This window comes from Microbacterium sp. F51-2R (assembly GCF_052180235.1).
Lineage (GTDB): Bacteria > Actinomycetota > Actinomycetes > Actinomycetales > Microbacteriaceae > Microbacterium.
Map to the genome: position 1 here is coordinate 653,553 of NZ_CP197470.1, position 20,468 is coordinate 674,020.

The window sequence follows — 20,468 nt, forward strand, 5'->3', positions numbered from 1 at the left end:
TGATCCACTTTACCGGCCCTGCCTGGGCATCGCCCGTCCATACGCGAATGCCGCCCGGGGAAACCGGGCGGCATTCGCGCTGGATCGCGCTGGTTCGCGCGGGTCGGAGTGCGCAGACTCCGGCCGGAATCAGCTCTCGGCGCGCGCTCCCGACGCCGCCAGGAGCGCCGCGCGCGCCTCGCGACGACGACGCTGCTCGTCGGGGTCGGGCACGGGCACGGCGGCGATGAGACGCTGCGTGTAGGGATCGTTCGCGCCGCGGAGGATCTCGTCGCGAGTCCCCGTCTCCACGAGCTTGCCGTGGTGCATCACCGCGATGCGGTGGGCCAGGATGTCGACGACCGCGAGGTCGTGGCTGATGAACAGGCACGCGAACTGCAGCTCCTGCTGCAGCTCCTGCAGGAGGTCGAGGAAGCGCGCCTGCACCGACACGTCCAGCGCAGAGGTCGGCTCGTCCGCCACGAGGAGCTGCGGCGCGAGCGCGAGGGCGCGGGCGATGCCGACGCGCTGACGCTGACCGCCCGAGAGCTCGTGGGGGAACCGGTTGCGGTACGACATGGGCAGCTCGACCTGGGCGAGGAGATCCTCGACGCGCCGGTCGAGCTCCTTGCCCTTCGCCTCGCCCGAGAGCAGGAGCGGCTCACCGATCGACTGTCCGATCGGCATACGGGGGTTGAGCGAGGACGCCGGGTCCTGGAAGACGATGCCGGTGCGGCGGCGGATCGCGAAGAGGTCCTTCTGCGTCGCGTGGGAGATGTCGGTGCCGACGACGGTGAGCTTCCCCTCCGCGATGGGGAGGAGGCCGATGGCGGCGCGGCCGAGAGTGGTCTTGCCCGACCCGGACTCGCCCACGAGACCCATGATCTCGCCGGGGAAGATCTGCAGGTCGATGTGCTCCGCGGCGCGGAACGCCGGGATGCGGCCGCGCTTGGGGTACTCGATCGAGACGTCTTCGAACGACAGGATCGGCGTGCGCGTCTCGGCGGTCTCTTCGGAGGACTCGGTGGCGCGCTCGCGGATCGCCGAGATCGCGGGGACCGTCCTGGTGTCGGTCTGGACCTCCTCCGGCGCCTCCTCGTCGACCTCCTCGAGCACGCCGAGGCCCAGGTGCGGCACGGCGGCCAGCAGCTGCTGCGTATAGGGGTGCTGCGGGTTGTGGAAGATCTCGTCGACAGACCCGGACTCCACGACGATGCCGTTCTTCATCACCATGATGCGGTCGGCGAGGTCGGCGACGACGCCCATGTCGTGGGTGATGAGGATGATCGCCGAGTCGAGGCGCTTGTGGAGGCTCCGCATGAGGTCGAGGACCTCGGCCTGCACCGTCACGTCCAGAGCCGTCGTGGGCTCGTCGGCGATGAGGAGCAGGGGGTCGCACGAGATCGACTGCGCGATCATGGCGCGCTGACGCTGACCGCCCGAGAGCTGGTGCGGGTACTTGTGGAACGACTGCTCGGGGTTCGGCATCTCGACCATGCTCAGGAGCTCGATCGCACGCTCCTTCGCCGTCGAGGGCGGCATCGCACGGTCGTGCGAGCGCAGCGCCTCCATGATCTGGAAGCCCACGGTGTACACCGGGTTGAGCGCCGTCATCGGCTCCTGGAAGATGACCGCGATCTCGTTGCCGCGGAGCGAGCGCAGGGTCGCGTCATCCACTCCCCGCAGCTCCCGTCCGAGGAGCTTGATCGAGCCGGTCACGCGGGCGTTCTCGGGCAGCAGGCCCAGGAGCGCCATAGAGCTCGTGCTCTTGCCCGAGCCGGACTCGCCGACGATGGCGAGCACTTCGCCCCGTCGGACGACGTAGTTCATGTCGATGGCGGCGGGGTAGAACTCCCCCTCCACCCAGAACTCGACACCGAGGTTCTCGACCTCGAGGATCCGCTCGGGCAGCGTGTCGCGCGACGCCGTGGTGTCGGCGTCGAGGCCCTTCGTGTCAGTCATTCGTGATGTCCTATCTGCGAAGCTTGGGTTCATGGCGTTCCAGGAGGTCGTTTACCGGCCGGTCTTCGGCCGTGCCCTCGCTGTCAGCACCGTTGTCGTGTGCGCTGTCGGTATCGTCGCGCTGTTCTGGGGCGACCCCGCCGCGGCGCTGCGCTACGCGTGGCCGATCGTCCTCGTCGCGGCGGTGGCCTGGGCGCTGTTCTGGCGCCCCACTCTGCGAGTGCAGCAGCACGGCATCACGGTGGAGAACGTCCTGCGGACGTACTTCCTGCCGTGGCCCGCGATCCGCCGCATCGAGACCCGCTACTCGCTGACGCTGTACACGTCCCGGCGCAAGGTGCCCGTCTGGGCCGCTCCCGCTCCCGGTCGCCACCGCACGCTGGGCCTTGCGCGCAAGGACTTCGACGGCGTCGGCGAGTCGGCCCGAGGCGAATTCGGCGAGCTGCGGCCGGCGGACGCCGTGACGACACCCACCGGCAACCTCGCTCAGGTCATCCGCGGTCATTGGGAGCAGCTGCGCGAGACGGGACTCCTCGCCGCCGGCGAGGACCCGGAAGCCGAGACCGCGACGTGGCACTGGGCCACGATCACGGTCATCGGCCTCCTGGTCGCCGCGACGGCGATCGGCCTGCTGGTCTAGCAGCACGAGGTCACCGTTCCGGATTGAGCGGCTCGTTCGTCGGGTCGCCGGGGTGCTCCGGGCGCGGGTCGTGATAGTTCACGATGTCCTCGCTCGCGTACACCGCTTCACCGGCGACCGTCACCGACGCGGGGTGCGTCGGCTCCGGCTCCGTGGTGTCGAGGATGGGGGCGACAGGACCGCCGGCACGCCCGGCACGGGCCATTGCGCGCTCGCTCGGCTTCTTCTTCTGGCGCGGGTCGAAGGCGTCCCGCAGGCCGTCGCCGATGAAGTTCACGCACAGCGCGATCGCGATGATGAACATACCCGGCCACCAGAACAGCCACGGGCGCGTCGAGAACGCGGCCTGGTTGTCGGAGACGATCTTTCCGAGCGACGTGTCGGGCGACTGCACGCCGAAGCCGAGGTAGCTCAGCGCGGACTCGAGCAGGATCGCACCGGCCATCAGCAGCGTCGCGTTGACGACGATGACGCCGACGGCATTGGGCAGGATGTGGCGGAAGATGATGCGGCGGTCGCGCGCGCCCGAGACACGCGCGGCGTCGACGAACTCGCGCTCCCGCAGCGACAGGAACTCACCCCGGACGAGCCTGGCCATCGTCGTCCAGGCGAAGAGCCCGATGACGATGCCGAGCACCGCGGCGCCGAGGCTGCCGAAGGCGTGGCCCAGCACCGACCCGATCACGATGAGCGGGATGGTGATGACGATGTCGGTGAAGCGCATCAGGATCGAGTCGGTGCGCGAGCGGTAGTAGCCCGCGAAGGCACCGATCACGACGCCGATGACGGTCGCGACGACGCCGGCGATGACCATCACCATGATCGACTGCTGCGCGCCGCGCATGACCACGGCGAAGATGTCGCGGCCGACCTCGTCCTGCCCGAAGGGGTGCTCGCCGATCTGGAACGGCACGATGCTCAGGGTGGGAACGCCGTTGTTGACCTTCGGCGGGATCTCATCCCAGGAGTACTGCCACCAGCCGTGGATGCGAAGGCCCCACAGGTTCACGCCGACCGATGTGAAGGCCAGGACGACGATGATCGCGAGCACGATGATCGAGATCATGGCGCCGCGGTGGCGCAAGAACCGCCGCCGGACGATCTGTCCCTGGCTGAGCCCCTCGGTCTCCCTCTGCTCGATCGAGATCTCGGCGCGTGCCGAGTCCTCTCCCGTCGCGGGCTCTTGAGTGACTGTGGTGTTCATGTCAGCCCACCTTGATTCTCGGGTCGAGGCCCGCATAGACGAGGTCCGCGATGAGGTTGAACAGCACCGCGAGCGTTCCGGTCACGACGAAGAACGCCATGACGGGGTTCGGGTCGGACGCTGCGAGGCCGTTCACGAAGAGCCGGCCCATGCCGACCCATCCGAAGACCGTCTCGGTGATGACCGCGCCACCGATCAGAGCGCCCACGTCGAACGCGATGACGGTCGTGATCGGGATGAGCGCGTTGCGGAACGCGTGGCGAACGATCACCGTGCGCTGCGTGAGGCCCTTGGCTCGCGCCGTGCGGATGTAGTCCTGGTTCATCACCTCGAGCAGGCTCGCGCGGGAGTAGCGCGTGTAGCTCGCGAACGAGATGAGGATGATAGCGATCGTCGGCAGCAGCAGGTGAGTGAACAGGTCGATGCCCTGCACCCAGAAGTTGCCGCCGAGACCCGGTGTGGACGCGCCGACGGTCGCGATCGGACGACCGCGCACGCGGCTGGAGTTGGCGTACGCCTGCCAGTACGACATGTACTTGTCGAGCGCGATGAGGCCCGCCGTCAGGAACCCGACGATCATCGTCGTGCGGACGACGGGACCGCGGTCGGGAGCGCCCATGAACCAGCCGATGGCACCGCTGACGATGAGCGTCAGCACCGCGAACAGCAGGAAGAGCCACAGCGTCATCCCGTTGAGGAGCGAGTTCATCATCGGGTAGTACAGCGCGATGCCGATCACGGCCACGATGAGCGAGGCGTAGAGCGCCTTGCGGTTTCGCAGACCGGTCGAGATCGCGGTGATGCCGAATGCGATGCCGATTGCGAGGACGGCGTAGACGGCGATCCCGATGCTCGGGTCGGCGAACCACTGCGTCACCGAGAGGAACGCGAGGACGGCGCCCGTGGCGACGGCGGCGACGCCGAAGACGATGAGCTTCCGCTGCCATCGGCCGCCGATGAGCGACATCCAGATGAGGCCCGCGATGAGGCTCATCACGATGATCACGGGTATCGCGATGGTCGGCTCGTTCAGCCAGTTGTTCAGCTGGATCGCACCGTACTGCTTGAGGAGCACGGCGACCCAGAAGATCGGCAGCGAGAAGAACAGGAAGGCCATCAGCGTGACGCTGTAGTCGAAGCCGCTGTACTGGCGCAGCGCCGACACGATGCCCACGGTGAGGCCGAGGAGGATCGCCAGCACCGTGGCGGTCGTGACCAGTGTCAGCGTTGACGTGATCGCGTTCGCCAGCAGCGCGTTGACCGGCTGGTTCTGGATGCTGACGCCGAAGTTTCCGCGGAAGATCCCACCGAGCCACAGGAAGTAGCGCAGCGGGGGCGGGACGTCGAGGTTGAGGAGCTTGGTGCGAGCCTGGATGAGCTCGGCCTTGTTCGGTGCACTGCTCTGTCTCAGGTCGTCGAGGGGGTCACCCGCGAAGGAGACGAGGATGTACATCAGGAATGTTGCGGCGAACAGCACGAAGATCGATGCGATCAGCCGCCGAAGAATGAATGAAGCCATGGTGTGGCCGCCTGCCAATCGGTGAATCGGCGCGGGCGCGCGGAGCCGGAGGTTACCTCGTCCGCATGCCCGGCCGCTAGGAGGAGTCTAACGCGGGCGAGGTGCAGGTCCCCCTTTCGGGGAACCTGCACCCCACCTCGGTGCTTCAGTCCGGCCGTGGCCCGACGAAGACCCTGTTGCGGATTACTCCCCCGACGATGCGCCGGAGTCGGTGACCGACCAGTCCCACGCGTTCCAGAAGATCGTGGGAGCGAGGATCGACGGATCGATACCCGACACACGGTCGCTGTAGGCGGTGACGCCCGGGAACTGGAAGATCGTCACACCGTAGAAGTCGCCCCACAGTGCCTTGTCGAGCTGCTTCTCGAGTTCGATCTGCTTGTCGGCGTCGAACTCGGTGTTCAGCTTCGCGACGATGTCGTCGACCTCAGCGTTCGAGTAGAAGTTGAGGTTGTTGATGCCGCCGGTCTGGAACGTCGGGAGCGAGTTCGTCACACCGAGGCTCGTCGACTGCCAGCCGAAGAGCGATGCGTCGTAGGCGCCCGGCGTGCCGAGGAGGCCGCCCCAGTCGTTCGAACCGCAGTCGGTGACGTTGAAGCCCGCCTTGGCGGCCGAAGCCTGGATGAGGGCGAACTCGTTGACACGACGCGGGTTGTTGGCGGCGTAGAGGATGCAGACCGACGTGTCGGTGATGCCCGACTCGGCGAGGAGCGCCTTGGCACCCTCGATGTCGACGTCGGCGTATGCGGAAGAGCCGTTCTCCTTGACCGACTCGTCGTAGCCCTTGGCGCCCGGGACGAAGATCTGCGAGCTGCGCAGGAGCGCGTCCTCGCCGACGATCGGCTTGATGAGCGTGTCGACGATCTCCTGGCGGGGGATCACCTTCATGAAGGCCTCGCGCGCCTTGGCGTTCGAGAAGATGTTCTGCGAGTTCTTACCCTGGTCGAACTGCAGGTCGACGTGCTCGTACGTGCCCTCGACACCGGTCTTGACCGTGATGCCGTCGAGTGCGTCGAGCGCCGTCTTGATGTCGGCCGTCGCCTGGGGCGAGATGATGTCGACCTCACCGTTCTGGAGGGCCTGCACCGCCGCGAGCGGGTCGGGGATGAAGCGAACCGTGATCTCCTCGATCTTCGGCTTGTTGTCACCCTTGTACTCGGGGTTCGCCTTGAGGGTGATGTACTGGTCCGCGACGAAGTCGGTGATCATGTACGGGCCGCTCGCGAGGTAGAGCTCGGGGTCGTCCGGGAGCTTCGTGAAGTTGAAGCCCGAGTTCCAGAAGGCCGAGATCGGCGCGAGGGCCGCGGCGTCGTCATCCTGGATCGCCTTGATGACGGCGTCCTTGGCTTCCTTGCTGTCCGAGATGCCGAGGGCGTTCTTGCCGACGACGTGAGCCGGAAGCGGCGACGGGAACGAGAGCTCCCAGTCGACGAAGGGCTGGTCGTAGATCATCGTGATCGACCGGTTGTCGTCGCTGATCTTCGGGGTCTTCGTGACGAGACCGAGGCCGGCCGTCTTCGTGGCGCCCGAGTCGAAGTAGACGACGTCGGTCGGGAAGGCGTCGGTGAACTCACCCGTGTCGGGGTCGGTGTACTCGCCCGGGTCGAAGTCCGGCGTGTCGAGCGAACGCGAGAGGGCGGCCCAGTTGAGCAGCAGGTCGGCTGCGTCGACGGGGGTGCCGTCCGACCAGTTGACGCCGTCGGCGACCGTGTACTTGACGGTGAGCGGGTCTTCGCTGACGACCTCGTACGAACCGAAGGACTCGTTCTTCACGAGCTCGGGCGTGTTGTTGTAGTAGTTGAAGCCGTCGAGCGTCAGGTAGTTGATGTTGTTGTTGGCGGTCGCGTTGCCGTACGACGTGTTGCCGTTCATCGAATAGAACGCCTGGTTCCACGCAGCCGTGATCGACGAGCCCTCGACGAGACCGGAGTCGTCGCCGTTGTTGTCGCCGCCACCGGCGGCGCAGCCCGAGATCACGAGTGCGCCGGCTGCGGTGAGTGCCACCGCGGCCGAGATGCGCTTAATTCTCACTGTTCCTCCTGTGCAGGGTTGTGCGCACACGTCGAGCAGGGACTCGGCGGCGCGCGGATGAAGAAACGATAAGCACGCCCTTTGAGATGGTCAAAAGGATCGGCCAAAACGTTACAGAGCCTTAACTCAATCGACCTCGAGTGTGGCAATCTGACAAGATGACCGCGCCTGGTGGACCCTTGAATGGGAGAGAACCCACTACGATTCCCGCGCACGGATCTTTCGACCGCAGCAGGTACACGTGGGAGGTCTGCCTCGTCCTCGCCGTGACGGTCGGCCAGTCCGCGATCTACTCCGTGCTGACGCTCATCCGGCGGCTTCTCACGCCGGTCCCGCTCGGCCAGCAGCAGGCGCAGGTGAACCCCTCCCGCGATGTGCAGGCCTTCTGGGACATCCTGTATCAGCTGCTCGCGGTGTTCTTCGCGCTGGCGCTCGTGGGGCTCGTGATCTACCTGCTCTGGGAACCGGGCACGAACGCCCTCCGCCGGATCGGACTCGACTTCACGCGCTTCGGCGGCGACCTCGGCCGAGGCATCCTGCTCGCCGCCGTCATCGGGATCCCGGGACTGGGCCTCTATGCCGTCGGGCGCGCTCTGGGCCTGACGGTCGCCGTCGTCGCCTCGCCGCTGGACGCCGCGTGGTGGACGGTGCCGCTGCTCGTCCTCTCGGCGATCCGGGCGGGCCTGACCGAAGAGGTGATCTTCATCGCCTACCTCTTCGATCGGCTCCGCCGCCTCGGATGGAACTGGTGGGCGATCATCCTGTCGACCGCCGCGCTGCGCGGCGCGTACCACGCCTACCAGGGCATCGGTGCGATCGTCGGCAACTTCGTGATGGGCGTCGTCTTCGGCTGGTGCTACAAGCGGTGGGGCCGCGTCATGCCCCTCGTGATCGCGCACACGCTCCTGGACGTGGTGGCCTTCGTCGGCTACCCCCTCGCCGCCGCGCTCTGGCCCGGCGTCTTCGGCCCGCCGCCTTCGCCGACCCCGTCCCCCACGCCCACCCCGTCCGGCTCCCCCACCCTCTGACGGCCGGTCTCCCCCGCCCTCTGACGGCCGGTCTCCCCCGCCCTCTTCCCGCCCCGCTGACCCCGCCGACCCCCGCCGACCCCCGCCGACCCCCGCCGACCCCCGCCGACCCCGCCGGAACGGTGAGCCTCCATCTGAGCGCCGAGACCGTGGGGGCGCCCCGCGCTCTCGGCGCTCGGGTGGAGGCTCACGGGTTGCGGGCGACGCGACGCGGCTCCTCCCCAAGCGCGCGTCGACGGCGTGGAGCCACGGAACGGCGGGAATGGGGCGGATCAGGTGGGCGGTGAGCACGAGAGTGGACGGATGCTGCAGACCATCGCCTCCGTCGCTCCGAGCCCGATTGCACTGCTGCGGTCTCGCGATGTCGCTCATCCCGAGCGTGCCGTCCGGCGAGGTGAGATCGTTCCGCTCCGCGCCGGCGTATACGCGGACACGCGCCAGTGGGAGAAACTCGCGCCGTGGGACCGCTACCTCGCTCGCGTGCACGCCGTCGCCGTCGCGCGGCCCGACGCACTGTTCAGTCACGAGTCGGCCGCCGTCCTGCTGGGACTGCCCATCTTCGGAGATCCGGTCGTGGTGCACGTGCTGGCCGGACCCGGCACCACGGCGCGTCTGGTCGCCGGTGTGAGGATCCACAACGGGACATACGATCGGAAACTGGTGCAGCTCGGCGGGATGCTCCTCACCAGCGCGGCCGACACGGCCGTCGACATCGCTCGCACGCGCCACCCGGCGATCGGTCTCGCGGTCGCGGACGCTGCCCTCCGCGCCGATCCGGCGCTGAGTAGGGCCATGCTCGTGGCACTCAACGAGAGCAGATCCAGCAAACGAGGACGAGCGATCGCCCGCTGGCCTCTGCACAACGCGACTCCACTTGCCGCGACGGCTGTCGAGTCGGTCAGCCGTGCGGCACTCGAGTGGCTGGGCTTCCCCCCTGCCTCGCTGCAGGTGTCTCTCCGGTCGCGCACGGGGGAAGTCGACCGCCCGGACTTCCTCTGGCCCGAGCTCGGGGTCGCGGGGGAATCGGATGGCGACCTCAAATACGACGGGCGCTACGGCAGCCCTGTCGAGATCCTCAAGCGTCAGTGGCAGCGCGACGCGCGTCTGCGCGAGCAGCTCAAGGCCGTCGCCCACTGGGGCTGGTTCGAGGCGACGACCGTCGATCCCCTGCGCACGCTGCTTCTCGGCCACGGGCTTCGGCCGGTGCAGCCCGAGAATCCGGCGGCGCTCTTCTCGCTCCGACGAGCCGTCGCGCCTGCCGCTCCCCACCGCGTGGTCCCCTCCCCCTGAGCCCGCCCCACCGCGCCGCGGCGGCCGAGACCGCTGAGCCTCCATCTGAGCGCCGAAACCGCGGGGCGCACCCGAGGTCTCGGCGCTCAGATGGAGGCTCACGGTCCGAACCCGGAGGGCCGGGCCGGGCCGGACCGGGCGGACCGGGCCAGACCGGGCCGGACCGGGCCGGGGCGGGCCGGGGCGGGCGGGACCGGGCCGGGGCGGGGCCGGGCGGGGCGGGCGGCTAGGCGAAGGCCTCGACCGGGGGGCAGGCGCAGACGAGGTTGCGGTCGCCGTACGCCTGGTCGATGCGCCGGACGGGCGGCCAGTACTTGGTGCGCACGAGCGACGCGACGGGGTACACGGCCGTCTCGCGCGAGTACGGGTGGGCCCACTCGCCGGCGACGACGGCCTGGGCGGTGTGCGGCGCGTTGACGAGCGGGTTGTCGTCGGCGGGCCACTCGCCGGCGGCGACGGCGGATGCCTCGGCACGGATCGCGATCATGGCTTCGATGAAGCGCTCGATCTCGGCGAGGTCCTCCGACTCGGTCGGCTCGACCATGAGGGTCCCCGCGACCGGGAACGACATCGTCGGCGCGTGGAAGCCGTAGTCGATGAGGCGCTTGGCCACGTCGTCGACCGTGATGCCCGTCTCCTCGCGCAGCGGACGCAGGTCGAGGATGCACTCGTGCGCGACGAGCCCGCCCTCCCCCGCGTAGAGCACGGGGTAGTGGTCGCGGAGGCGGGCCGCGATGTAGTTCGCGGCGAGGACTGCGGCGGCCGTGGCATCCTTCAGCCCCTCCGTCCCCATCATCCGCAGGTACGCCCACGAGATCGGGAGGATCCCGGCCGAGCCGTGCGGCGCGCCCGACACGGCGCCTCCCTCGAAGATGCCGCCCGCGTGGTCCTTCCGCTGCGAGAACGGATGCCCCGGCAAGTACGGGGCGAGGTGAGCCTTGGCCGCGACCGGGCCGACCCCCGGGCCTCCGCCGCCGTGCGGGATCGCGAAGGTCTTGTGGAGGTTCAGGTGCGAGACGTCGCCGCCGAGGTCGCCGAACCGCGCGAAGCCGAGGAGCGCGTTGAGGTTCGCGCCGTCGACGTAGACCTGGCCGCCCGCGTCGTGCACCGCCTGCGTGATCTCGAGCACGTCGTGCTCGTACACGCCGTGCGTGGACGGATAAGTGATCATGAGCGCGGCGAGCGACGCGGCGTGCGCCTGGATCTTGGCGCGGAGGTCGTCGAGGTCGACGTTGCCGGCCTCGTCGCACGCGACGACGACGACCTTCATGCCCGCCAGGACCGCGGAGGCGGCGTTCGTGCCGTGCGCCGACGACGGGATGAGGCACACGGTGCGCTCCGCTTCGCCGTTGGCGCGGTGGTACCCGCGGATCGCGAGGAGGCCCGCGAGCTCGCCCTGCGACCCGGCGTTGGGCTGCAGCGAGACGGCGTCGTACCCGGTCACCTCGGCGAGCCAGACCTCGAGCTGCTCGATCATCGCGAGGTAGCCGCGCACATCCGCCTCGGGGGCGTAGGGGTGCACGCGCGAGAACTCCGGCCACGACACCGCCGCCATCTCGGTCGCGGCGTTGAGCTTCATCGTGCAGGAGCCGAGCGGGATCATCCCCCGGTCGAGGGCGTAGTCGCGATCGGCCAGCTGCTTGAGGTAGCGCATCATCGCGGTCTCGGAGCGATGCGTGTTGAAGACCGGGTGGGTCAGGAACTCCTCCGTGCGGTGGAGGCTCGCCGGCACGCCCGCCAGCGCGGCCGCATCGGCGAAGGGGAGGTCGCGCACATCGTGCTCGTCCGCCTCGGGAAGGCCGAACGCCCACGCGACGGCGGCGAGGTCGTCGGCGGTCGTGGTCTCGTCGACCGAGACCCCGACCGTCGCGTCGTCGACCCAGTGCAGCTGATATCCCTTCGACCGCGCACGCTCGATGACCAGGCGGGACGGGCCGGGCGTCACGACGCGGATCGTGTCGAAGAACGAGTCCGAGACGAGATGCAGGTCGTACTCGCGCAGGCGGGCGGCGAGCGCCTCCGCCTTCTGCGCGACCTCGGTCGCGATCCGCCGGAGGCCCGAGGACCCGTGATAGACGGCGTACATGGCGGCCATGACGGCCAGCAGCACCTGCGCCGTGCAGATGTTCGACGTCGCCTTCTCACGCCGGATGTGCTGCTCGCGCGTCTGCAGCGAGAGGCGGTAGGCGGGGTGGCCCGCGGCATCCACCGACACTCCCACGAGCCGGCCCGGCAGCTGACGCTCGAGTCCCGTGCGTACCGCCATGTAGCCCGCGTGCGGTCCGCCGAAGCCGAGGGGCACGCCGAAGCGCTGCGTCGTGCCGACCGCGATGTCGGCCCCGAAGGAGCCGGGCGAGCGCAGCAGCGTGAGAGCCAGGAGGTCGGCGGCCGCGACCACGAGCCCGCCCTGCGCGTGGACCGCCGAGACGACCTCGGAGGGATCCCAGACGCGCCCCGAGGCGCCCGGGTACTGGATGAGCGCGCCGAAGACGTCGATGTCGGCGGGCGGCGGCGACATGTCGAACGACGTGTAATGCAGTCGGATGCCGACGGCCGCCGCCCGATGCTCGAGCAGGGCCTTGGTCTGCGGCATCGCGTCGGCATCGACGAGGAAGACGTCCGATGCCGACTTCGACGCGCGCCGCGCCACGAGCATCCCCTCGACGGCCGCCGTGGACTCGTCGAGCATCGACGCGTTGGCGGTGTCGAGGCCCGTCAGATCGGTCACCATCGTCTGGAAGTTGATGAGCGCCTCGAGGCGCCCCTGCGAGATCTCGGGCTGGTACGGCGTGTACGCCGTGTACCACGAGGGGTTCTCGAGGACGTTGCGGGCGATGACCGAGGGCGTGAAGGTGTCGTAGTAGCCCAGGCCGATCATGGGTCGCGCCGGGCGGTTCTGCGACGCGAGGGAGCGCAGCTCCTCGAGCGCCTCGGCCTCGGTCGCGGCGGGCGGGATGTCGGTCGTCGCGCGGGGAGTGAGCTGGATGGATGCCGGGACCGCCCGCTCCACGAGCGCCTCGACCGTGTCGTAGCCCAGCGCATCGAGCATGACGCGCTGGGCCTCGGCATCCGTCCCGATGTGACGGTCCCGGAAACCGCCGGCCATCACGCGCCCTCTGTGAAGGCGACGTAGGCCTCGCGGTCCAGGAGCGCCTCGACGGCGGATGCCTCGACCCGGAGCTTGACGAGCCAGCCCGCGCCGTAGGGGTCGGAGTTCACCAGCGACGGGTCGTCGACGACGGCGTCGTTGACGGCGACGACGTCGCCCGAGAGCGGCGCGTAGAGCTCGCCGACCGACTTCGTCGACTCGATCTCGCCGCAGACCTGACCGGACGAGACTCCGGAGCCGGAGGCGGGGAGGTCGACGAACACGACGTCGCCGAGCTTGTCGGCGGCGTAATCGGTGATGCCGACGGTGGCCACGTCACCGTCGAGCGAGACCCACTCGTGCTCCTCGGTGTACTTGAGGCTGTCGAGATCGGTCATGAGGTCCTCCTGTAGAAGGGAAGGGCGGTCACGGTCGCGGGGATGCGCGTGCCTCGCACGTCGATGGACAAATCGGTTCCAGGGGCGCTGACCGCGGGTGCGACGAACGCCAGGGCGATGGGGTGGCCGAGGGTCGGGCTGAGGGCGCCGCTCGTGACCTCGCCGACGCGCGTCTCGCCGTCGAAGACGCCGTAGCCGGCACGACCCGCCCGCTTGCCGTCGGCGGTGAGGCCGACGAGCACGGGTGCCGACGCGAGGTCGACCGAAGCGAGGCCCTCCTTGCCGACGAACTGCTCCTTGTCGGCAGCGACGGCCCGGCCGAGACCCGCCTGGGCGGGGACGACGTCGAGTGAGAGCTCGTGCCCGTACAGCGGCATGCCCGCCTCGAGTCGCAGCGTGTCGCGTGCGGCCAGGCCCGCGGGCACGAGGCCGTGGTCGGCGCCGGCGCGGAGCACGGCGTCCCACAGGGCGGGGGCGTCGTCCCAGCGGACGAAGACCTCGAAGCCGTCCTCCCCCGTGTAGCCGGTGCGGCCGAGGTGCACGGGCACGGGCTCGGCGCCCGGTGCCGGCGTGAAGGACGCGTGCGTCATGCGGTAGTACTTCAGGTCGGCGAGCGGCGTGGAGTAGTCCGTGAGCTCGGCGGTCGCCTCGAGGATCGCCTGCGACGCCGGTCCCTGCACCGCCACGAGCGCGATGCGCTCGGTCCAGTCCTCCACGGCGACCTCGAACGCACCCCGGCGCGCCGCGAAGGCGTCGGCCACGGCATCCCGGTTTCCGGCGTTCGCGACGACGATGAACCGGTCGCGGTGCTGGCAGTAGACGATGACGTCGTCGACGATGCCGCCCGAGGCATCGAGCACGAGGCTGTACTTCGCCCGGTCGTCGGCGAGCGCCGAGAGCCGGCCCGCGAGCGCGTAGTCGAGGAAGGCGCCGGCGTCCGGCCCCTCCACGACGAACTCGGCCATGTGCGAGATGTCGAAGATCCCGGCGGCTTCGCGCACCGCGTGGTGCTCGGCGAGGTCGGAGGTGTAGCGCACCGGCATCGACCAGCCGCCGAAGTCGGTGAAGGATGCCCCGAGCGCCTCATGGCGGTCGCGGAGCGAGGTATGGCGGGGGTCTGTCATCGAGTTCTCCCGGTCGTCGACGGGCGGACGCCGGGACGCGGCATCCGAGGAACTCCCCCTCTGTCATGGGCCTGAGAGCTTCGTCACGGCATCCCGGTGGAGGATGCCGCGGCTTTCACCGTCGGCGGGTGCACGGAGCACCGCTTTTCAGAGCTGGCCGACACGGACGGTACGCGTACCTGAGAGATTGGCGGGGAGGCTTGCTCCTTCGGTGCCCGGGGTCGCCCCGGGGCTCTCCCGTCCGGTGTCATCGGCCGGTATTGAGTTGCGCACACAGCATACCCGCCACAGCGTCCGCCGCCAGGGCGCTGCGCGTCGCCGCGCCGGTCACCCCGTGCAGTCGCCGGACGACACCCGCTGCGACAGCGTCGGAGCGGTGGCGGCGAGGGGGTCGAGCTCTGCCATCGTGATGGCGTAGCCGCGCGTGTCGTCGTTCTCGCCGCGCGCGAAGACGAGCCCCGCGACCGTCCCGTCTGCTGTCAGGAGCGGACCGCCGGAGTTGCCGGGACGCACCGCCGCCCGCAGCGAGTAGATCTCGCGCGGAGCGCTGCCGCGATCGTAGATGTCGGGGATCCCGACGGTGCCGACCGACAGCACATCGGCGTTGATCTGCGTGAACGGACCCCCGTACGGGTAGCCCTGCACGACCGCGGCGGACCCGGGCGCGAGCGTCGGTCCGAGCGGCAGCGGCGGCGCGCCGAGATCCTCCACGGCGATGACGGCGAGGTCTCCCCCGGGGTCGAACGCGACGACGCGCCCCTCGCGCGCCTCGCCGCCGGGCACCTCGACGATGGGGGCGTCGACGCCGGCGACGACGTGCGCATTGGTCACGACGCGGTCGGGAGCGATGACGAAGCCCGTTCCCGTCGAGCTCGTGCCGCACGCGTAGGCGGTGCCCGAGACACGGACGACGGATGCCGCGGCCCGCGCGAGCTCGGGATCGGCGAGGTCGACGGGGGGCTCGCTCGGGGCCGTCGTCCCGTCGAGCAGGTCGCCGAACGCCGGCAGCGCGTCGTCGAGCACGACGGAGCGGAGCTGGGCGAGGGCCTCCGCGACGGGCGGCGGCATGACGCGGTCGATCGTCCGCAGCACCTGCGACGACGCGACGGCCGGCGCGAGGATCGGACCGCCGGTCGCGGCGACGCTCGACCCGACGACCGAGATCGCGAGCGCCGCGACGACGACGCTCGCGACGGCGCCGAGGAGACGGTCGACGACACGCAGCGGCGCGGCGCGGTCCACCCCTCGCCGCACCGCCGCGCCGATCGCGCCGCCGACAGCTCCGCCGAGGGCGAGGAGCAGGAGCACGAGGGCGACCACGACGAGCGGGCGCCACTGCTGCCACGGCCAGGAGTCGTTCACGACGGGGGCGATCCAGTACGCCGCGATCCCGCCCACGATGAGGCCGAGGAGGGTGCCGGCGCTGGCGACCAGGCCTCGCTGCGCGCCGACGATCAGCGCGATGAGCAGCACGGCGACCAGCACGACGTCGACGAGGATCACGGCGGCCTCTCACTCGGCACGCGGGGCCGCGCGCGGGAGATCACAGGCTATGCGGGGATCCTGAAACGCACCTGCAACGGCACCGTCCCCGAGGCGGTTTGGTGTTCTGGTCGGAATGACTCTAAGATGGTGAGCGTTAGTTAGGGTCACCATGACACAAACAGCCTTCACCCCCGAGCGATCCGAGGCGCACGACGCCGCGGACGACGTCACGCGCGTCGCCGTGTCGACCGTCATCTTCAGCCTCCGCCGCGACCCCGAGCGCGACGCGCCGTCGCTCGTGCTGCCGCTCGTGCGCCGCACGCGCGATCCGTACGAGGGTCTGTGGGCGCTTCCCGGCGGATGGCTCGACATCCGCGAGAGCCTGGATGCCGCGGCATCCCGAACCCTCGCCGAGACGACCGGGCTGGCACCGAGCTATCTCGAGCAGCTGTACGCGTTCGGCGCCGTGGAGCGCTCGACGACCCGCGTCGTCTCCATCGTCTACTGGGCGCTCCTGCGCACCGACGAGGTGTATGCCGCCGACGCACGGGAGAACGTGCGCTGGTTCGACGCGGCATCCCTCCCCCGCCTCGCCTTCGACCACAACGACATCGTCGACTACGCCCTGTGGCGCCTGCGCAACAAGGTCGGCTACAGCCGTATCGCGCACGGCCTGCTCGCCGACGAGTTCACGCTGGCCGAGCTGCGCGAGGTGTACGAGTCGATCCTCGGCCGGCGCCTCGACCCCGCGAACTTCCGCCGCCAGGTCGAGAACTCCGGGACGCTCATCCCCACCGAGCGCTTCCGCACCGGCAGCCACCGCCCCGCCCGCCTGTACCGCTACAACCAGGACGTCGAGCTCGCCGATCGCGGCCCGCTCTCGGTCCGCCACTGAGAAACCTGAATCGAGTACGACATGTCCGCTGTCAACATCACGCTTCAGCCCCGCCCCCTCGACCCCTCGGTCGACCACGAGATCCAGGCGATCGTCGCCGGGGCCACGACGGGCGAGACGTGCAACACCGACCTCGCGGTGGGTCCGTGGAACTTCGACACGCGCCCCGGCTACGGCCCGGGCGCCTCGATGGGCGACGTCATCCCCACCGGCTCGCCTCGTCAGGGCGAGCTTCCTCAGGAGTACCGGGATGCCTCGGCCGAAGACCTCGATGCGCGCATCCGCGCGGCGAAGGCGACGCTCGGCGACCGCGTCGTCGTGCTCGGCCACTTCTACCAGCGCGAAGAGGTCATCCAGCACGCCGACTACGTGGGCGATTCGTTCCAGCTCGCCAACGCCGCGCTCGAGCACCCCGAGGCCGAGGCGATCGTGTTCTGCGGCGTGCACTTCATGGCCGAGACCGCCGACCTGCTGTCGCGCCCCGAGCAGGCCGTGATCCTGCCGAACCTCGCCGCCGGCTGCTCGATGGCCGACATGGCCGACATCGACCAGGTCGAGGAGTGCTGGGAGCAGCTCGAGGATGTCTACGGCGACATGGACGCGCCCGACGCCGAGGGCCTCGTGCCCGTCATACCGGTGACGTACATGAACTCCTCCGCCGCCATCAAGGGCTTCGTCGGACGCCACGGCGGCATCGTGTGCACGTCGTCGAACGCCCGCACGGTGCTCGAATGGGCGTTCCAGCGCGGGCGCCGGGTGCTGTTCTTCCCCGACCAGCACCTCGGCCGCAACACCGCCAAGGCGATGGGCGTGCCGCTCGAGCAGATGCCGATGTGGAACCCGCACAAGCCGCTCGGCGGATCGTCGGCGGCCGAGCTCGAGGACGCCCGGGTCATCCTGTGGCACGGCTTCTGCTCGGTGCACCGCCGCTTCACGGTCGACCAGATCGACAAGGCGCGTGCCGAGCACCCCGGCGTGCGCGTCATCGTGCACCCGGAGTGCCCCATGGCGGTCGTCGACGCGGCCGACGAGTCCGGCTCGACCGACTACATCCGCCGCGCGATCGAAGGGGCGACCGAGCCCACGACCTTCGCGATCGGCACCGAGGTCAACCTCGTCCAGCGCCTGGCGGCCGAGCATCCGCAGCACACCGTGTTCTGCCTCGACCCCGTCGTCTGCCCGTGCTCGACGATGTACCGCATCCACCCCGGGTACCTCGCGTGGGTGGTCGAGGGCCTCGTCGAGGGCGAGGTGCGCAACCGCATCACGGTGACCGCCGACGTCGCCGAGCCCGCGCGCCTCGCGCTCGAGCGCATGCTCGCGGCCAAGCCCCCGGCAGCGCCCGCAGCCGATTGGGAGAACGCGTCATGACCACGCCGCGCGTGCTCGTGGTGGGCAGCGGCATCGCGGGCCTCATCACGGCGCTCCACGCCGTCGAGCACGAATGCCGCGTGACCCTCGTGACGAAGGACGTGCTCGAGCACGCCAACACCCGCTACGCGCAGGGCGGCATCGCGGGCGTCATGTTCGCCGACGACCGGATCGAAGACCACATCCGCGACACGCTGACCGCCGGCGCGGGGCTCAACGACCCCGCCGCCGTCCGCGTGCTCGCCGAGGAGGGCGCAGCCCGCATCCGCGAGCTCGTCGAGCTGGGTGTCGCCTTCGACCGCGACGCGCAGGGCGAGTTCGTCAAGGGTCTCGAGGCGGCGCACTCCTATCCCCGGATCCTGCACTCGGGAGGGGATGCCACGGGCACCGCGATCGAGAAGGCGCTCGTCGCCCGGCTCCGCGCGAGCGACGTCGACGTCATCGAGCACGCCTTCCTCGTCGATCTCGTCATCCGAGACGGTCGTGCGCGCGGCGTCGAGCTCCTCGTGGGCGACCGGCCGGGTGTGCTCGGTGAGCGCCGGACGGTCGATGCCGACGCCGTCGTCCTCGCGACGGGCGGGGCGGGCGAGCTCTACGCGCACTCGACGAACCCTCCCGTCGCGACCGGCGACGGCATCGCGGCGGCCGTCCGCGCGGGGGCCGAGGTGTCCGACCTCGAGTTCTTCCAGTTCCATCCGACGGTGCTCGAGGGCGCCGGCGATGCCTTCCTCGTCTCGGAGGCCGTCCGCGGCGAGGGCGCGACCCTCATCGACGACGACGGCCGGCGCTTTCCCTTCGACGCGCACCCCGACGGCGAGCTCGCCCCGCGCGATGTCGTCGCCCGCGCGATCGTCCATCAGATGCAGCGGCAGGACGGGCGCCCCGTGCGTCTGGATGCGACGCACCTCCGCCCGTCCTACGAGGAGCGCGCCGCCTTCCTCACGCGGCGCTTCCCGACGATCGACGCAGCGGTCCGCGCGCGGGGTCTCGACTGGGCACGCGAGCCGATCCCCGTGACGCCCGCCGCGCACTACCTGATGGGCGGCGTCTCGACCGATCTCTCCGGCCGCACGTCGCTTCCCGGGCTCTACGCCGTAGGCGAGGTGGCGCGCACGGGTGTGCACGGCGCGAATCGCCTCGCCTCCAACTCCCTCCTGGAGGGCGCGGTCTTCGGTGCGCGCGCGGGCGATGTGATCGCTCAGGATGCCGCGTCCCCGGCGTGGCCGTACTCGCCGGCGGGGGCTGGGGCTTCCGTGGCGGACGCGGCCCCCGTGGTGGCGGCGGCGCCGCGTGAGGCCGTCCCGCCCTTCTCCCGCCGCGCGCTGCAGCTGCTCATGTGGGAGGACGCGGGACTCGTGCGCGACGCGTCGGGCCTCGGGCACGCGGCATCCGTCATCGCCGCCTGGCGACGCGACGCGCGTATCCCCCGGACCGAAGCGGAGTTCGAGGACGAGAATCTCCTCGTCGTCGCCGAGCGCGTCGTCGCCGCGGCGCTCGCGCGACGTGAGTCGATCGGCGCGCACTACCGGCGCGACGACGCCGCGGCATCCGTCCTGTCCCCCGTCGCGGCGGAGGTCGCCTGATGCTCACACGTGCCACCATCGATCGCGTCGTCGCGGCCGCCCTCGAAGAGGATGCGCCGTGGGGCGATCTGACGAGCGAGTACCTCATCCCCGAGAACGCCGTCGCGAGGGCCGACCTCTCGGCGCGCGAGTCCGGTGCCTTCAGCGGCGGCGAGGTGTTCGCCGCCGCGTTCCGCCTCACCGATCCGCGCGTCGAGGTGCAGCTCGTCGTCGAGGACGGCGAGTGGTTCGAGCCGGGCGCCGCGCTCGCCGTCGTGAGCGGCCCCGCGCGGTCGGTGCTCACCGCCGAGCGGATCGGGCTCAACTTCGTGCAGCGGATGTCGGGCATCGCGACCCTCACCGGCCGCTATGTCGCCGAGGTCGCCCACACCCGCGCGCGGATCGCCGACACGCGCAAGACCACGCCGGGCCTGCGCGCGTTCGAGCGGCACGCGGTCGTGAACGGCGGCGGACACAACCACCGCTTCTCGCTCTCCGACGCCGTCATGGCCAAAGACAACCACCTCGCCGTCCTCGCGCAGAAGCACGCCGACGTCACGGCCGCCCTGAAGGCCGCGATCTCACGCCTTCCCCACACGACGCATGTCGAGGTCGAGGTCGATCGCCTCGACCAGATCGAGCCCGTGCTCGCGGCGGGGATCGGCACGATCATGCTCGACAACTTCTCGCTCGACGATCTGCGCCGCGGCGTCGAGGTCGTGGCGGGCCGCGCGATCGTGGAGGCGTCGGGAGGGGTCGACCTCGGCACGGTGCGTGCGATCGCCGAGACCGGCGTCGACGTCATCTCGGTCGGCGCCCTCACGCACTCGGCTCGCGCCCTCGACCTCGGGCTCGACGTGCGCATCGAGGTGGGCGGAGCCTGAGCCGTGTC

15 protein-coding genes and 2 riboswitches are annotated in these 20,468 nt (G+C 70.1%); of the genes, 7 read left to right on the plus strand and 8 right to left on the minus strand.

Annotation, left to right across the window (positions count from 1 at the left end):
• Positions 1 to 129 precede the first annotated feature (129 nt).
• On the minus strand, positions 130 to 1,941 hold the full coding sequence (locus ACSBPH_RS03200; RefSeq protein ID WP_442576168.1) for a dipeptide ABC transporter ATP-binding protein: 1,812 nt from the start codon (positions 1,939 to 1,941) through the stop codon (positions 130 to 132).
• 31 nt (positions 1,942 to 1,972) lie between these two features.
• On the opposite strand from ACSBPH_RS03200, the gene ACSBPH_RS03205 reads away from it, so the two are divergent.
• Complete coding sequence (locus ACSBPH_RS03205; RefSeq protein WP_442576169.1) at positions 1,973 to 2,581, plus strand: PH domain-containing protein; 609 nt, start codon at positions 1,973 to 1,975, stop codon at positions 2,579 to 2,581.
• 10 nt (positions 2,582 to 2,591) lie between these two features.
• On the opposite strand, the gene ACSBPH_RS03210 is transcribed toward ACSBPH_RS03205, so the two are convergent.
• The 3 genes from ACSBPH_RS03210 to ACSBPH_RS03220 form a co-directional block, all read right to left on the minus strand.
• Complete coding sequence (locus ACSBPH_RS03210) at positions 2,592 to 3,785, minus strand: ABC transporter permease (protein ID WP_442576170.1); 1,194 nt, start codon at positions 3,783 to 3,785, stop codon at positions 2,592 to 2,594.
• Position 3,786: 1 nt separating this feature from the next.
• On the minus strand, positions 3,787 to 5,304 hold the full coding sequence (locus ACSBPH_RS03215; RefSeq protein WP_442576171.1) for an ABC transporter permease: 1,518 nt from the start codon (positions 5,302 to 5,304) through the stop codon (positions 3,787 to 3,789).
• A 183-nt stretch (positions 5,305 to 5,487) separates the two neighbouring features.
• The gene (locus ACSBPH_RS03220; protein WP_442576172.1) at positions 5,488 to 7,335 is read right to left on the minus strand and encodes an ABC transporter family substrate-binding protein; all 1,848 of its coding nucleotides are present in this window, start codon (positions 7,333 to 7,335) and stop codon (positions 5,488 to 5,490) included.
• Between the two features lie 158 nt (positions 7,336 to 7,493).
• On the opposite strand from ACSBPH_RS03220, the gene ACSBPH_RS03225 reads away from it, so the two are divergent.
• Together ACSBPH_RS03225 and ACSBPH_RS03230 are read left to right on the plus strand one after the other, a co-directional pair.
• Positions 7,494 to 8,363, plus strand: coding sequence for a CPBP family intramembrane glutamic endopeptidase (locus ACSBPH_RS03225; protein ID WP_442576173.1), 870 nt, complete (start codon positions 7,494 to 7,496; stop codon positions 8,361 to 8,363).
• Between the two features lie 303 nt (positions 8,364 to 8,666).
• Positions 8,667 to 9,653 carry a hypothetical protein gene (locus ACSBPH_RS03230; RefSeq protein ID WP_442576174.1) on the plus strand — a complete coding sequence of 329 codons (987 nt, stop codon included), beginning with the start codon at positions 8,667 to 8,669 and terminating at the stop codon, positions 9,651 to 9,653.
• A gap of 226 nt (positions 9,654 to 9,879) precedes the next feature.
• Here ACSBPH_RS03230 and gcvP read toward each other — a convergent pair whose 3' ends face one another.
• From gcvP to ACSBPH_RS03250, 4 genes are all read right to left on the minus strand, one after another.
• On the minus strand, positions 9,880 to 12,759 hold the full coding sequence (gcvP, locus tag ACSBPH_RS03235) for an aminomethyl-transferring glycine dehydrogenase (protein WP_442576175.1): 2,880 nt from the start codon (positions 12,757 to 12,759) through the stop codon (positions 9,880 to 9,882).
• The gene (gene gcvH / locus ACSBPH_RS03240; RefSeq protein WP_442576176.1) at positions 12,759 to 13,139 is read right to left on the minus strand and encodes a glycine cleavage system protein GcvH; all 381 of its coding nucleotides are present in this window, start codon (positions 13,137 to 13,139) and stop codon (positions 12,759 to 12,761) included. Before gcvH ends, gcvP begins: the two co-directional genes overlap by 1 nt.
• Positions 13,136 to 14,263, minus strand: a complete 1,128-nt coding sequence (gcvT, locus tag ACSBPH_RS03245) for a glycine cleavage system aminomethyltransferase GcvT (protein ID WP_442576177.1) — start codon at positions 14,261 to 14,263, stop codon at positions 13,136 to 13,138. The genes gcvH and gcvT overlap by 4 nt, the downstream gene beginning before the upstream one ends.
• A gap of 53 nt (positions 14,264 to 14,316) precedes the next feature.
• A riboswitch (glycine riboswitch) is annotated at positions 14,317 to 14,419 on the minus strand.
• A 1-nt stretch (position 14,420) separates the two neighbouring features.
• Positions 14,421 to 14,513, minus strand: a riboswitch (glycine riboswitch).
• A gap of 77 nt (positions 14,514 to 14,590) precedes the next feature.
• Entirely contained in the window at positions 14,591 to 15,766 is a 1,176-nt protein-coding gene (locus ACSBPH_RS03250) for a MarP family serine protease (protein ID WP_442576178.1), read from the minus strand.
• 151 nt (positions 15,767 to 15,917) lie between these two features.
• Here ACSBPH_RS03250 and ACSBPH_RS03255 point away from each other — a divergent pair, with 151 nt between their 5' ends.
• The 4 genes from ACSBPH_RS03255 to nadC are packed head-to-tail and all read left to right on the plus strand — an operon-like array spanning position 15,918 to position 20,460.
• Positions 15,918 to 16,643 carry an NUDIX hydrolase gene (locus tag ACSBPH_RS03255; protein WP_442576179.1) on the plus strand — a complete coding sequence of 242 codons (726 nt, stop codon included), beginning with the start codon at positions 15,918 to 15,920 and terminating at the stop codon, positions 16,641 to 16,643.
• A gap of 21 nt (positions 16,644 to 16,664) precedes the next feature.
• Positions 16,665 to 18,014: a quinolinate synthase NadA gene (nadA, locus tag ACSBPH_RS03260; protein WP_442576180.1), complete on the plus strand. Its 1,350-nt coding sequence runs from the start codon at positions 16,665 to 16,667 to the stop codon at positions 18,012 to 18,014.
• Positions 18,011 to 19,597 carry an L-aspartate oxidase gene (nadB, locus tag ACSBPH_RS03265; protein WP_442576181.1) on the plus strand — a complete coding sequence of 529 codons (1,587 nt, stop codon included), beginning with the start codon at positions 18,011 to 18,013 and terminating at the stop codon, positions 19,595 to 19,597. Before nadA ends, nadB begins: the two co-directional genes overlap by 4 nt.
• Positions 19,597 to 20,460 carry a carboxylating nicotinate-nucleotide diphosphorylase gene (gene nadC / locus ACSBPH_RS03270; RefSeq protein WP_442576182.1) on the plus strand — a complete coding sequence of 288 codons (864 nt, stop codon included), beginning with the start codon at positions 19,597 to 19,599 and terminating at the stop codon, positions 20,458 to 20,460. The genes nadB and nadC overlap by 1 nt, the downstream gene beginning before the upstream one ends.
• Positions 20,461 to 20,468: the final 8 nt, after the last annotated feature.

Excerpts from the sequence above, each read along its gene's own strand:
- ACSBPH_RS03200 (WP_442576168.1), bottom strand. The coding sequence starts at position 1,941 with ATGACTGACACGAAGGGCCTCGACGCCGACACCACGGCGTCGCGCGAC.
- ACSBPH_RS03205 (WP_442576169.1), top strand. The coding sequence starts at position 1,973 with ATGGCGTTCCAGGAGGTCGTTTACCGGCCGGTCTTCGGCCGTGCCCTC.
- ACSBPH_RS03210 (WP_442576170.1), bottom strand. The coding sequence starts at position 3,785 with ATGAACACCACAGTCACTCAAGAGCCCGCGACGGGAGAGGACTCGGCA.
- ACSBPH_RS03215 (WP_442576171.1), bottom strand. The coding sequence starts at position 5,304 with ATGGCTTCATTCATTCTTCGGCGGCTGATCGCATCGATCTTCGTGCTG.
- ACSBPH_RS03225 (WP_442576173.1), top strand. The coding sequence starts at position 7,494 with ATGACCGCGCCTGGTGGACCCTTGAATGGGAGAGAACCCACTACGATT.
- ACSBPH_RS03230 (WP_442576174.1), top strand. The coding sequence starts at position 8,667 with ATGCTGCAGACCATCGCCTCCGTCGCTCCGAGCCCGATTGCACTGCTG.
- gcvP (WP_442576175.1), bottom strand. The coding sequence starts at position 12,759 with ATGGCCGGCGGTTTCCGGGACCGTCACATCGGGACGGATGCCGAGGCC.
- gcvH (WP_442576176.1), bottom strand. The coding sequence starts at position 13,139 with ATGACCGATCTCGACAGCCTCAAGTACACCGAGGAGCACGAGTGGGTC.
- gcvT (WP_442576177.1), bottom strand. The coding sequence starts at position 14,263 with ATGACAGACCCCCGCCATACCTCGCTCCGCGACCGCCATGAGGCGCTC.
- ACSBPH_RS03255 (WP_442576179.1), top strand. The coding sequence starts at position 15,918 with ATGACACAAACAGCCTTCACCCCCGAGCGATCCGAGGCGCACGACGCC.
- nadA (WP_442576180.1), top strand. The coding sequence starts at position 16,665 with ATGTCCGCTGTCAACATCACGCTTCAGCCCCGCCCCCTCGACCCCTCG.
- nadB (WP_442576181.1), top strand. The coding sequence starts at position 18,011 with ATGACCACGCCGCGCGTGCTCGTGGTGGGCAGCGGCATCGCGGGCCTC.
- nadC (WP_442576182.1), top strand. The coding sequence starts at position 19,597 with ATGCTCACACGTGCCACCATCGATCGCGTCGTCGCGGCCGCCCTCGAA.